At 34.9% G+C, this 13,816-nt stretch carries 7 protein-coding genes; 6 read left to right on the top strand and 1 reads right to left on the bottom strand.

Features of this window, described 5'->3' with window-relative positions; genetic code table 11:
- Positions 1 to 7: 7 nt before the first annotated feature.
- The 5 genes from ACQY44_RS11760 (at position 8) to ACQY44_RS11780 (ending at position 10,651) form a co-directional block, all read left to right on the top strand.
- Positions 8 to 1,447 (top strand): complex I subunit 4 family protein, encoded by a 1,440-nt coding sequence (locus ACQY44_RS11760; RefSeq protein WP_428230540.1) that lies wholly within the window; start codon positions 8 to 10, stop codon positions 1,445 to 1,447.
- A gap of 64 nt (positions 1,448 to 1,511) precedes the next feature.
- Complete coding sequence (locus ACQY44_RS11765; RefSeq protein WP_428230541.1) at positions 1,512 to 2,903, top strand: NADH-quinone oxidoreductase subunit N; 1,392 nt, start codon at positions 1,512 to 1,514, stop codon at positions 2,901 to 2,903.
- Between the two features lie 448 nt (positions 2,904 to 3,351).
- Positions 3,352 to 4,119, top strand: coding sequence for a Bax inhibitor-1/YccA family protein (locus tag ACQY44_RS11770; RefSeq protein ID WP_428230542.1), 768 nt, complete (start codon positions 3,352 to 3,354; stop codon positions 4,117 to 4,119).
- Positions 4,120 to 4,691: 572 nt separating this feature from the next.
- Positions 4,692 to 7,241, top strand: a complete 2,550-nt coding sequence (locus tag ACQY44_RS11775; RefSeq protein WP_428230543.1) for a T9SS type A sorting domain-containing protein — start codon at positions 4,692 to 4,694, stop codon at positions 7,239 to 7,241.
- A 557-nt stretch (positions 7,242 to 7,798) separates the two neighbouring features.
- Positions 7,799 to 10,651 (top strand): T9SS type A sorting domain-containing protein, encoded by a 2,853-nt coding sequence (locus tag ACQY44_RS11780; protein WP_428230544.1) that lies wholly within the window; start codon positions 7,799 to 7,801, stop codon positions 10,649 to 10,651.
- 67 nt (positions 10,652 to 10,718) lie between these two features.
- Here the strand turns inward: ACQY44_RS11780 and amaB are convergent, their stop codons facing one another.
- A complete protein-coding gene (amaB, locus tag ACQY44_RS11785) occupies positions 10,719 to 12,272 on the bottom strand; it encodes an L-piperidine-6-carboxylate dehydrogenase (RefSeq protein WP_428230545.1) in 1,554 nt (517 codons plus the stop codon).
- 181 nt (positions 12,273 to 12,453) lie between these two features.
- Between amaB and ACQY44_RS11790 the strand changes: the two genes are divergently transcribed.
- Positions 12,454 to 13,413 (top strand): MBL fold metallo-hydrolase, encoded by a 960-nt coding sequence (locus ACQY44_RS11790; protein ID WP_428230546.1) that lies wholly within the window; start codon positions 12,454 to 12,456, stop codon positions 13,411 to 13,413.
- The last annotated feature ends 403 nt before the right edge of the window (positions 13,414 to 13,816 follow it).

Consider the following 13,816-nt stretch of genomic DNA (forward strand, 5'->3'; position numbering starts at 1 on the left):
TACAACTATGAACGTTTCTCTTATATTAATTATTCTTCTAATTGGTGCATTTGTCACTTATTTTGCTGGTGATAAACTGGCATCAAAAGTAGCTTTGTTCTTTAGTTTGGCGGCTTTAGGTTGTTCAATTGTATTACTAAATCATTTTTACGCAGGTGAAAACATCAGTTTCATCAGTGCCTGGATTACGCAGCCAAAAATTTCATTTGCTTTAAATGCCGATGGATTAGGAATTGCAATGCTTTTACTAACTGTAGCCTTAACGCCAATTATTATATTCTCTTCTTTTGGAAATGAATATAAAAATGCTAAAGGTTTTTATGCTTTAATTTTATTTATGGCGTTTGCTATGACAGGAACTTTCCTTGCAGCAGATGGTCTTTTATATTATATCTTTTGGGAATTGGCTCTTATTCCTATTTACTTTATCGCTCTTATTTGGGGTAACGGTGATGCTGAAGAACGCAGAAAAGCAGTGGTGAAATTCTTTATTTATACACTTGCAGGTTCTTTATTTATGTTAGTAGCTTTTATCTATTTATATCAAAGAGCAGGTAGCTTTTTAATTGAAGATTTATACAAACTACACCTGTCAGCTGCTGAGCAACTTTGGATATTCTTAGCTTTCTTCCTGGCTTATGCTATTAAAATTCCAATTATTCCTTTCCATACATGGCAGGCAAATGTGTACCAAAAAGCACCAACCGTTGGAACAATGCTTTTATCTGGTATCATGCTAAAAATGGGATTATACAGTGTTATTCGCTGGCAATTGCCAATTGCACCATTGGCTGCAAAAGAATACATGAATATATTCATTGCTCTAGGAATTGCAGGAGTTATCTACGGATCAATTGTAGCTTTAAGACAAAAAGATTTAAAGAAATTATTGGCTTATTCTTCGTTAGCACACGTTGGATTAATTGCTGCAGGAACTTATACACTAACTATTGATGGTTTCCGTGGAGCTGTTCTACAAATGATTGCTCACGGTTTTGTTGTGGTTGGATTGTTCTTTGCTGCTGAAATTATATTCAGAAGATTTGAAACCAGAGAAATTGGTGAAATGGGCGGAATCCGTATCCAATCTCCAAAATTTACCTCTATGTTTTTAATTTTGGTATTGGCTTCAGTAGCTTTACCAAGTACTTTTAATTTCGTTGGAGAGTTTACTGTTTTGTATAGTCTATCTCAAATAAACGTTTGGTTTGCTGTTTTAGGCGGAACAACTATTATTTTGGGAGCTTATTATATGCTTAAAATGTTTCAAAATGTAATGTTAGGAGAAACGAATTCTAAAACTTTTGCAGATGTTTCTGTTAATGAAGGAATTTCATTGGTAGCAATTATTGCAGTTTTAATATTCTTCGGATTTTATCCAAAACCAATTACAGATTTGATCACACCAAGTTTAGAAACAATTCTGAACGTTATCAATAAAAATTAATATTTTAAATAAAAATAAATTAGGGCGTCATTAGTTTTAGATTTCCTAAATCAAAAAAACAAAAATGAATACATTAATAGCTATAACAGGATTGGGTATTTTCTGCCTATTGTTTGAAATTCTTAATTTAAGAAAGGCCATTGTTCCCATTACCATTATTGGTTTATTGGGTGTTTTGGCACTTAACTATTATGAATTTGGATCAACAGCAAGTTACTATAACAACATGATCACAGTGAGTAAATTCTCTACTGCGTTTTCATCATTGTTTATTGTTCTAACTATTTTCTTAGTAGCATTAAGTCATAATTTTTACGAAAATCACCCAACAAAGATTTCAGATTTTGTAGCTATAAAAGTTTTTTTATTAGCTGGAGCGGTTGCAATGGTTTCTTTTGGAAACTTAGCTATGTTTTTCCTAGGAATTGAAATACTATCTATTGCACTTTATGTGTTGGCGGCGAGTGATCGTCTAAATTTGAAAAGCAACGAAGCTGGTATGAAATACTTTTTGATGGGATCTTTTGCATCTGGAATTATTTTATTTGGCGTTTGTTTGATTTACGGAGCTATGGGAAGTTTTGATGTTGCAGAAATTCACGAAAGCTCTTTATCTGCCGAATTGCCAATCTGGTTTCCAATTGGAATGATTTTAATGATCATCGGAATGTTATTTAAAGTAGCAGCAGTACCATTTCATTTCTGGGCACCGGATGTTTACGAAGGATCTCCTGCATTGACTACTGCATTAATGAGTACTTTGGCTAAAGTAGTAGCGATTGCGACACTTTATAAACTGATATCAGCATTAAATTTCGTTCCTTCTTTAGACAATCAGGACCTTTTAGGAACTTTTGAAAACATCGTAGTAATTATTTCAATCGCTTCTATGACCGTTGGAAATATAATGGCTTTGCGCCAGGTAAACGTAAAACGTATGCTTGCATTCTCAGGAATTTCGCATGCAGGTTTTATGTTGATGACTTTGTTAACTGTTGCAACTTCAGCGGGTGTATTATTATATTATACTGCTGCTTATGCATTAGCAGGAATTGCAGCTTTTAGTGTTATATTATATGTTTGCAAAAATCAGGACAACGAAGATATTACTAATTTTCATGGTTTAGGAAAAACAAATCCGTTGTTAGCAGCTATTCTCACAGGTTCGTTGTTATCTATGGCGGGTATTCCAATCTTTTCAGGATTCTTTGCGAAGCTATTCTTATTCAATCAGACTATACAGGCGGGATATATTGCTGTCGTAATCGTTGCTGTAATAAACTCAATTATTAGTGTTGGGTATTATTTCAAATTAATCTTAGCAATGTATTCTAAAGAACCGAATCAGGAACGTACAGGAAAACCTTTCCTTATTTATGCAGTTGCAATAATTTCAATGGTTTTAAATATTGCTTTAGGTCTATTTCCTTCTTTAGTTTTAGATTTATTGAATTAAAATAATTTTATATTTGATAAAAAAGCCGTCAATATAATTGACGGCTTTTTTATTTTAAATAACAAGCAATTTTTAAGAAAGAATAGTATTATATAAATGATTATATTTATAATCATTATATCAAATTTATTATTTATGCTTACAGAAAATAATATAAAAGAATGATTACCATTCGGAGAAATTAAAAACATCAATCAGAGTCTTTTTCTATGTCCTTTTCAGCTTCCTGCGAAAACTATTAATAATTATATTAAAATTGAAAATCTGCAAGATTTAGATTTTATACTAATATCGTTCAACTTAAGTCTCAAAAAGAAAGTGAAATCTAAATTTTAGAAATTGACCTAACAATCAGAATGAAAACAGCATTGAATTGTTAAAAATTCCATACTATTAAGGGCACATCAAAAAATATCAATTATATTTGATTTTTAAAACCAATTACATTATGAATTCTAAAAATCCATTTTTAAGCAACAAGCGTTTTTCATCAAATGCTGTTTCAAAAGCTGAAGAAGTACATCAGGCCCAAATTATTGATTACAATCAGGAAATGACTTTGTCAGGTACTATTAATAAAACAGCTATTTTGTTTTTAATATTATGCGGATCTGCAATGGTTACATGGTGGATGGCATTTAACGGAATGAATGCAATGCTACCAACAATTGGAGGTGCTATTGTTGGACTTGTTTTAGTCATAATCTCAGCATTTAAACCACAACTCTCTCCTTATTTAGCCCCTGGTTATGCCTTATTTGAAGGCTTATTTATTGGTGGAATTTCTGCAATCTTCGAAGCGAGATATCCCGGAATTGTAATTAATGCTGTTAGTGCAACATTAGTAACGTTTTTGGTATGTCTGGGTTTATACAAATTTAAAATCGTAAAAGTTACTGAGCAATTCAAATCGGTAGTTATTGCTGCCACTTTAGCAATTGCAACTTATTACTTAATTTCATGGGTCGCTTCTCTGATTTTTAACTTTACCCCTGTTCATTATGGAAATGGAATGATGAGTATTGGAATCAGCGTTTTTGTAATTATCATCGCTGCTTTAAATCTGTTTTTAGATTTTGATCAAATTGAAAAAGGAGTACAGCAAAAAATGCCAAAATTTATGGAATGGTACGGAGCAATGGGACTAATGATTACATTAGTTTGGTTGTATATCGAATTTTTACGTTTACTATCTAAATTATCAAGTAAAAACTAATTACTTTTTTAAAAATATATACAAAGCCTCTTTGAAAATCAAAGAGGCTTTTTTTATGCCCATTCCCAAGATTTTACTCCTATTGTAGAAGGTTTTTCAATAACTCTATATTCTTTTCTCAATCTTCTCTCCGAACTTAAGATCAAATGTTCTAAAATGAATTATATATCAATTCAAACAGAATGAAACTACCTCAAAACTAGCACTTCCTATAGCTAAAAATTCAATTGAATTTTTAGCTATAGATAAATTACATATTGTTTTTCTTATAATTTAAAAATTTTCATAAAAGAATTTAAACTAAAATGTTTTCCTGAGAAAAATAAAAAAATACTTTCAAAAACGCTCTTAAGCCGCTTTAGGGAAGATATGTAATAAATTACATTCCGTGCAATTTATTACATATTAAACAATAAAACGATTATTTTTTTTCATTATATATTTTTAATATTAAAAATAATCATAATATAGAAATATTAGCTATTTTTGTGTAATCGATTACAATTAAATTATAATGGTTATCGAAAACAAACCACAAAAAACCACGCTTTAACTAACTTAAACCACCAACCATGAAAAAAAAACTAATTTATCTATTGCTTTTGATGACCTCCTGCCAAATATGGTCACAACAAATAACCATTAACGAATCATCAGGCTGGCTGGAATCAGCTTTTGTAAAATGGACACCCCTTCCCGGAGCAGATACTTATAATGTCTACTACACAGGTGGCGGCCAGAGTAACAAAAAAATTGACAACGAGCTTATTCGCAGTTATGGAACTTATTTTCGTGCAGATATTCCAGGACTTTCAGCCGGAAGCTATACTATTACAATCAAGCCCGTTATTGCAACTGTAGAAGGATCCGGAAGCACAACACCTGGCCTGACTGTAATCGCACAAGACCGTGCAGGTTTTGCTTTTCAGGGAGGCCGTGTTCCGGGAGGTTACAAAAGCGATGGTACACCAAAAGACAATGCTGTAATTTTATATATTACTCAGAACACAAAAAATACCATTTCTGCGAATATCACTGGTGCCACCACAAATCCTTGTGTTGGTTTACAGAATATCCTCTATGGCATTAAAAAAGGAAAAGATACCCGACCTTTTATTATTCGTTTAATTGGAAATATAACCGACATGGTTGTCATGGAAGGTGGAGATATCACGATAGAAAATGCCAACAATGCCAATAGCTACCTAACAATAGAAGGAGTTGGTAATGACGCCGTTGTAAACGGAATGGGTATCCGACTTAAATCGGCTTCTAATATAGAAGTAAGTAATCTCGGCTTTATGAATTGCAATAGTACTGCAGGCGACAACATTGGGATGCAACAGGATAATGATCATATCTGGGTTCATAATAATGACTTGTTCTATGGAGATGCCGGAAGTGATGCAGACCAAATAAAAGGAGATGGTGCTATAGACAATAAAAACTCTACTTACATTACATTAGCTTATAATCACTTTTGGGACAATGGAAAGGCAAGCCTTCTGGGTTTAAGTGAAAAAACAACTACGGGTTTATACATCACTTATCATCACAACTGGTTTGATCATTCGGATTCTCGTCATCCTCGTGTTCGTTACTATTCAGCTCATATATACAACAATTATTATGATGGAAACGCAAAATACGGAGCCGGATCAACTTTAGGGTCTTCTTTATTTGTGGAAGGAAATTATTTCCGCAACAGCAAAAACCCTATGATGACTTCGATGCAAGGTACAGATGCATGGGATGCAGCTGCTCAGAAAAACAACGCAACAACCGTAGGTACTTTTTCAGGTGAAGCCGGAGGAACAATTAAAGCCTTTAATAATATTTTCGATGCCGATATCGCGACAAACAGCATGCGATTTGTAGCTTACGGAGACACAAACCCTTTATACAATATTGCAGGAAAAATAAATTCAACAACGGACTTTGATGCCTATGTAGTCACCAATCGTGGAGATCAGGTTCCTGCGACTGTAAAATCCTTTGCAGGAGCTAACACGTACAACAACTTTGATACTGATGCATCTTTATACATAAAAGATTTACTTATTGATGCGCCTTCAGTTGCAAAAACTAAAGTAATACAATATGCCGGACGTATTACAGGTGGTGATTTAAAATGGACATTTGACAACGCTGTAGATGATAAATCTTCACTTGTAATTACAGCATTAAAGTCAGCACTTTCTAATTATACAAGTACCCTAATAACGGTACAAGGCGAAGCACCTGTTGTAATAAGCAGTCAAACTCTTATTGCGACATCAAATACAGATCAGACTGTAATCATGGGAAGTGCCATTAACCCTATCATTCTTACCTGGGGTGGCGATGCAACTGATGCTGATATTCCGCAATTGCCAGCATCAGGAATTAGTTTTGTCAAAAATACTACAAATAAAACGATTACGATATCCGGCACACCTACAGCCAATGTATCCTATGCAGTAACTACCAGTGGTAGCGCCGGCGCGCCGGCAACAAAATCGGGAACCATAGCAATATCAACACCAGTTGTATTGGATGGAGACGAGATACATAATTTTACAGCTTCAGACTTGGTGAATACATTTTACACCATTAAAGGAAGTCTGTCAACAACGAAAGGAACTGTAGTTTATGATGGTCTAACTTTGACTCAATGCTTAAAATTGGAAACTGCAACTTCAATAACCTATACAACAACTCAACCAAGTACATTAACACTTGTTTTTGTTGAGGCAGCAGGAACTGCGAAAATTGATGGCAAAAACTACACAGCGACAGGAGGAATTCTTTCGTTAGCAATTCCAGCGGGAGATCATACAATAGCAAAAAAAGATACTGCAAACTTATTTTATATTAAAACAGTCTATAGTGGAACTTTAGGTTTAGATCAAAATTTTGAATCGAACAAATTAACCTTATATCCAAATCCAGTTACGAATCAAATGTTTATTTCAGCTGATAATATCCAAAAAATAGACCTGTATAACATTTTAGGCACATTAGTAAAAACAGCAACAAAAGACACCGAATCGATAGATTTAAGCCACTTAACTCCTGGTAATTACATTGTTAAAATAACTACAGATTCGGGTACAATTACTAAAAAAATTATAAAAAAATAATTTACTAAAAAACACATTAAAGGCTTCCAGACAGGAAGCCTTTTTTATTTCTACTATTGAAATTATTTCATTAAATAAGATTTTTATTTCATCAGAATACATTTAAAAATAAAATCTTAGACATCATAAAACCATCTTCTATGATTTATAAATGGACTGTAAAATTCATTTAGATGACTAATTCACTTAAAACAGCTTCTCATTTCAGTACAAATAATAAATTTTTTCCTACTTTATTAAGGTGCTGTGAAAAAAATTATAACCGACTCATTTTGAAGTCAATTTTGCAAAATTGTTGCCTTTATACAAACATAAAAACAGAACAAAAGCAGACCTGATGCAGTTTTCTTACATTATGTAATAAATTGCATTTAGTGTAATTTATTACATAATACTCATTTTAAAGCTTAATTTTTTATTGTTATTTTATTTTTATTAGTAAAAAATTACACAATTATAAAATAATATATATTTTTGTGCAATCGATTACAATTGACCATGTAATTTAGATACACAAAAAACCACAAAAAACTTTATTAACTAGAAAAACCACAATTATGAAAAAAAACCTACTTATTTGGACTTTTTTACTTGTCTGCTCGCAAATTTGGGCACAACAAGTGACAATTAACGAAGCTTCTGGCTGGTTAGAATCTGCCTTTGTAAAATGGCAGCCTGTTAGCAATGCACAATCCTATAATGTTTATTATACCGGAAATGGTTTAGTTGACAAAAAAATTGACGATCAACTCATCAGAAGCTATGGTTCATACTACAGGGCTGATGTTCCCGGTCTTAAAGCCGGAACTTATACGATCAAAGTGAAACCGGTTATCTCGGGAACCGAGGGATCAGGATCTGTTACAGGAAATTTAACCGTCGCAGCGCAAGATCGTAATGGATTTGCTTTTGATGGAGGCCGCGTTCCAGGCGGTTACAATGCTGATGGAACACCAAAAACCGGTGCGGTAATTCTTTACATTACTCAAAACACCAAAAATACGATCTCGATAGACATTACAGGCGCAAGTGCGAACCCATGTGTTGGTTTACAAAATATTCTATACGCCATCAAAAAAGGAAAAGATACACGTCCGTTTATCATTCGCTTAATCGGAAATATTACTGACATGACTGTTATGGAAGGTGGAGATGTAACGATAGAAAATGCCAATAATGCCTCCGGCTATTTGACCATAGAAGGCGTAGGAAATGATGCTGTTGCCAATGGCTGGGGTGTACGTCTTAAATCTGCTTCTAACATTGAGGTAAGCAACCTTGGATTTATGAATTGCAACAGTACTGCCGGAGACAATGTTGGAATGCAGCAGGACAACGACCATATCTGGGTTCATAACTGTGATTTGTTTTACGGAAATGCAGGTAGTGATGCTGACCAGATAAAAGGAGACGGTGCACTGGACAATAAATCCTCAACTTACATCACGCTGTCTTACAATCACTTTTGGGATAATGGGAAAGCAAGTCTTTTAGGATTAAGTGAAGGAACAACAACCGGCCTATACATTACCTATCATCATAACTGGTTTGACCACTCAGATTCACGTCATCCTCGCGTACGCTATTATTCAGCACATGTTTACAACAATTATTATGATGGAGTTGCAAAATACGGTGCCGGATCAACTATGGGTTCCTCACTTTTTGTAGAAGGAAATTATTTCCGTAACAGCAAGCACCCGATGATGACTTCTCTACAAGGAACTGACATTTGGGATGAAGCCAATCAGGTAAACAATGCCGGAACAATGGGTACTTTTTCTGGTGAAGCAGGAGGAACTATCAAGGCATTCAACAATACTTTTGATGCTTCAAACGGAACAAACAATATGCGTTTTGTGGCCTATAATGACCCAAATCCCTTATACAACATTTCAGGAAAAATTAGCTCTACAACCGACTTTGATGCTTATGTTGCGACAACAAGAGGGGAAACTGTAAGCAGCACTGTTAAATCTAAATCAGGGGCAAATACCTATAACAACTTCGACACGAATGCCGCATTATATGTAAAAAATTTAGTAATTGATCAACCTGCAGCAGCTAAAACCAAAGTAACACAATATGCAGGACGCGTTTCCGGAGGAGATTTAAAATGGACTTTTAACAATGCAGTAGACGACACATCATCACTTGTCATTACAGCTTTAAAATCTGCACTTACCAACTATACCGGAACATTAGTAGCTGTTCAGGGTGAAGGAAATCCTCCTGCCAGTTCTCAAACACTTACTTCTACTTCTAATAACAACCAAACCGTAGCCAGCGGAACGGCAATTGCTTCAATAGTTTTTACTTGGGGAGGCAGCGCAACAGATGCTACTGTAACCGGAATACCAGCATCGGGAATTAGTTTTGTAAAAAACACAACAGCAAAAACGATTACTATTACAGGAATTCCAACAGCTACTTTATCCTATTCTATCGCCACTACAGGAACTGGAACAGTAGCAACAGGATCTGGAACAATTACTGTTACAAGTGCAGGTGCTCAAACACTTACTTCTCCTTCTAACAACAACCAAACAGTAGCCAGCGGAACAGCAATTGGCTCTATTGTTTTTACATGGGGAGGTAGTGCAACAGATGCAACAGTAACGGGATTACCTGCTTCCGGAATTAGTTTTGTAAAAAATACAACAGCAAAAACCATTACAATAACTGGAACTCCAACTGCTACAGTTTCTTATTCTATTACAACAACCGGGACCGGAACGGTTGCTACAGGATCAGGAACGATTACAGTGACAACAGGCAACTCAGGTACGGACCAAATTCATAATTTTACAACTTCAGGAAAAACGAGTTCATTTTACACTATTACCGGAAACATGAATTCTTCGCCTGGATCCGTAACTTATGCAGGATTAACTTTGACAGAACGTTTAAAAATTGAGTCCAGTACATCAATCACTTATACAACTACAAACACATCAACTTTGACTTTAGTTTTTGATTCTAATTTTACAGGAACAATTAAGGTAGACAATGTCTCCTACACTGCTTCTGCCGGAATAGTTACGGCTTCAATTGCTTCTGGTTCTCACACGATCACCAAAGGATCTGTTGCTAATTTATTTTATATAAGTACAAAATACAGCGGCGGTACAGCAAGAATGGCTCAACCTGAGCAAATAGCTTCAAGCGAAGAAACGACTGAAATTCAAAAAGTAATTCTTTATCCAAATCCTGTAACCAATACTTTATACTTATCGAATTCAAATCAAAAAGTAGAAAAGGTTTTAGTTTATAATATGTCCGGGATATTAGTTAAAAGTGCAGGAAAAAATACAGCAAGTATCGATCTAGCCCAACTGATTCCAGGAACTTATTTAGTAAAAGTTTACACTACGGATGGTTCATTTAATCAAACCATTTTAAAAAAATAAACCTAATTCTAAAGCAAAAGGCTTCCAAAATTGGAAGCCTTTTTTATTATCAAATTCTAAAATAATGTTACAAATCAAATTTAATTCCTTGTGCCAAAGGCAAACTAGTAGTATAATTGATCGTATTCGTTTGACGACGCATGTAGATTTTCCAGGCATCAGATCCTGATTCACGTCCGCCACCTGTTTCTTTTTCTCCACCAAAAGCCCCGCCAATTTCAGCTCCTGAAGTTCCGATGTTAACGTTCGCAATTCCACAATCTGAACCTACAACAGATAAAAATCTTTCGGCCTCACGTAAATTATTGGTCATAATTGCTGATGACAATCCTTGCCCTACTCCATTCTGAATTTCAATTGCATTATCGACATCTCCGGAATATTTGATTAGGTATAAAACCGGAGCAAATGTTTCATGTTGAACAATGGCGTATGAATTTTGAGCTTCCGCAATTGCCGGCTTTACATAACATCCACTTTCGTAACCTTCTCCCGAAAGCACTCCGCCTTCCACTAAAATTTTTCCGCCCTCAGCAACAACTTTGTTCAAAGCAACAGCATACATCTCAACGGCATGCGTATCAATTAGCGGTCCAACGTGATTGTTTTCGTCAAGCGGATTCCCTATTCGCAATTGTTTGTAAGCCGCTACTAATGCATCTTTAACTTTATCATAAATACTCTCGTGAATAATCAAACGTCGTGTAGAAGTACAACGTTGTCCCGCTGTTCCTACTGCGCCAAAAACAGCACCAATTACGGTCATTTTAATATCAGCATCAGGAGTAACGATAATAGCATTATTTCCTCCAAGCTCTAATAATGATTTCCCTAAACGTCCCGCCACTGTTTGCGCTACAATTTTTCCCATTCGGGTTGAACCTGTAGCAGAAACTAACGGAATACGAGTATCAGCTGTCATTAATTCTCCTATCTTATAATCCCCATTAATCAAACATGAAATTCCTTCAGGTAAATTGTTTTCTTTAATAACTTGTGCGATGATATTTTGGCAGGCAACTCCGCAAAGAGGTGTTTTTTCAGAAGGTTTCCAAACACAAACATCACCTGAAATCCATGCTAAAGCAGTATTCCAGGACCAAACTGCCACCGGAAAGTTGAATGCCGAAATAATTCCAACAACTCCCAAAGAATGATATTGCTCATACATACGGTGTCCGGGTCTTTCAGAATGCATTGTTAATCCGTGAAGCTGGCGGGATAAACCTACTGCAAAATCACAGATGTCGATCATCTCCTGTACTTCGCCATATCCTTCCTGCAACGATTTTCCCATTTCGTAAGAAACCAATTTACCAAGAGCTTCTTTATTTTCACGTAACTTTTGCCCAAACTGACGAACAATTTCTCCCCTTTGTGGCGCAGGAATCAAACGAAAAATTTTAAAAGCTTCTGTTGCTGATTGCATTACTTGTTCGTAATCCTGAGGCGTTGACATTTTTACCGAAGCAATTAGTTTTCCGTCAACTGGTGAAAAACTATCCAGAATTTCTCCGGAAGAAAAATTCTGAATTCCGGTTGATGTACCTTCATTGATTGATTTAATGCCCAATTTTTCCAGAGCCTCATTCATTCCAAATTGCGATGCTATTGTTGTCATTGTAACTTTTTTAGTTAAAATTGTTATATTTATATGTAAAGATATCATTTCGAGTTGAATTTCAATCGAAGCGAGTTGTTAAAATCAGGTAAATTTAGGATTAATTAAAATGAATTAAAGCAATGTCCCGTAATTTATTCGCCTTAATTCAGGAACTTTGCAGCAATAAAATTATTTACATATGTCTGTACTCAATCGCTTTTTGATTTGTTTTCTTTTCATTTCATTTCATGCATTTTCTCAAAAAGAGCAAAAAACTTCTTTTCAGGTTGTTCCGTTGGGAATAAAGGGCGGAATTGACGAAAAAAATCTTTCGGCTTATTTGGTAGCTCCAACAAATACAAACGATTTTATTTCTTTGGATGCGGGAACAATAAATGCAGGAATCGAAAAGGCAATTGAAAACAAAGTTTTTAAAGTTTCGACCAGTGAAGTTTTACGTAAGTATATTAAAGGTTATTTTATTTCGCATGCACACCTGGATCATGTTTCAGGTTTGATTATCAATTCTCCTGCGGATTCTTCAAAAACGGTTTATGCCACTGAAAAATGTATGGAAATGATGGAAAATCATTATTTTAATGATGAAACCTGGGCGAATTTTGGTGATAAAGGCCCTGGAACTCCATTAAAAAAATACCATTTTCAGACTTTAAATATTGGTGAAGAAACTCCAATTACCAATACTACAATGACGGTAAAAGCCTATCCGTTAAGTCATGTAAATCCGTTTGAAAGTACTGCTTTCCTAATTAAAAACGGAGAATCTTATTTGCTTTATTTGGGAGATACAGGCCCTGATGCTGTAGAAAAAAGCGATAAACTAAAATCGCTCTGGACAGTAATTGCCCCTCTTGTAAAAAACAAACAACTGAAAGGGATTTTTATTGAAGTTTCTTTCCCAAATGAGCAACCGGACCAATTTTTGTTCGGGCATTTGACTCCGAATTATTTAATAAAAGAACTTCACACTTTAGAAGACTTATCAGGAAAAGGAACTTTGAAAGGTTTTAATATTATCGTCACGCATTTGAAGCCGCCAACTAAAAATATTGTCAAACTTAAAGAACAATTGGAAAAGCAAAATGATCTTGGATTGAAGATTATCTATCCGGAACAAGGGAAGAGATTTGAATTGTAAGTTTGGTTAACTAGCCACTCCCGAAAGCTATCGGGATTTACAGCTTAAACGGATTTTTTCTCCTTTTTTGTCATTTCTACGCAGGAGAAATCCCACTCGAAACTCCACAAAAAATGTCGACAATCTTTGTCGGTAAACTAGTTTGATTTCTCGTTCCTCGAAATAACAAGATGACTTAAATTACACAATAAAACTTCTTATAAAACTAATCTTCTACCCCCGTACCCATAGCTATCGGGAGTAGCGAAAATCTTTTTCTGGCTTCTTTAGCCAGGAAAAGATTGAAACGGATAGCGGGAAATAGCTCCTAAAAAACTAAATCCCAAGAAAGCTCTAATTTAAAGATTTTTATTTCTACTACTAATATAGGATCCCTAACAGGTTTTAAAAACCTATTAGGATA

It is taken from the genome of Flavobacterium sp. (genome assembly GCF_965277525.1).
GTDB lineage: Bacteria > Bacteroidota > Bacteroidia > Flavobacteriales > Flavobacteriaceae > Flavobacterium.

Excerpts from the sequence above, each read along its gene's own strand:
- ACQY44_RS11760 (WP_428230540.1), top strand. The coding sequence starts at position 8 with ATGAACGTTTCTCTTATATTAATTATTCTTCTAATTGGTGCATTTGTC.
- ACQY44_RS11765 (WP_428230541.1), top strand. The coding sequence starts at position 1,512 with ATGAATACATTAATAGCTATAACAGGATTGGGTATTTTCTGCCTATTG.
- ACQY44_RS11770 (WP_428230542.1), top strand. The coding sequence starts at position 3,352 with ATGAATTCTAAAAATCCATTTTTAAGCAACAAGCGTTTTTCATCAAAT.
- ACQY44_RS11775 (WP_428230543.1), top strand. The coding sequence starts at position 4,692 with ATGAAAAAAAAACTAATTTATCTATTGCTTTTGATGACCTCCTGCCAA.
- ACQY44_RS11780 (WP_428230544.1), top strand. The coding sequence starts at position 7,799 with ATGAAAAAAAACCTACTTATTTGGACTTTTTTACTTGTCTGCTCGCAA.
- amaB (WP_428230545.1), bottom strand. The coding sequence starts at position 12,272 with ATGACAACAATAGCATCGCAATTTGGAATGAATGAGGCTCTGGAAAAA.
- ACQY44_RS11790 (WP_428230546.1), top strand. The coding sequence starts at position 12,454 with ATGTCTGTACTCAATCGCTTTTTGATTTGTTTTCTTTTCATTTCATTT.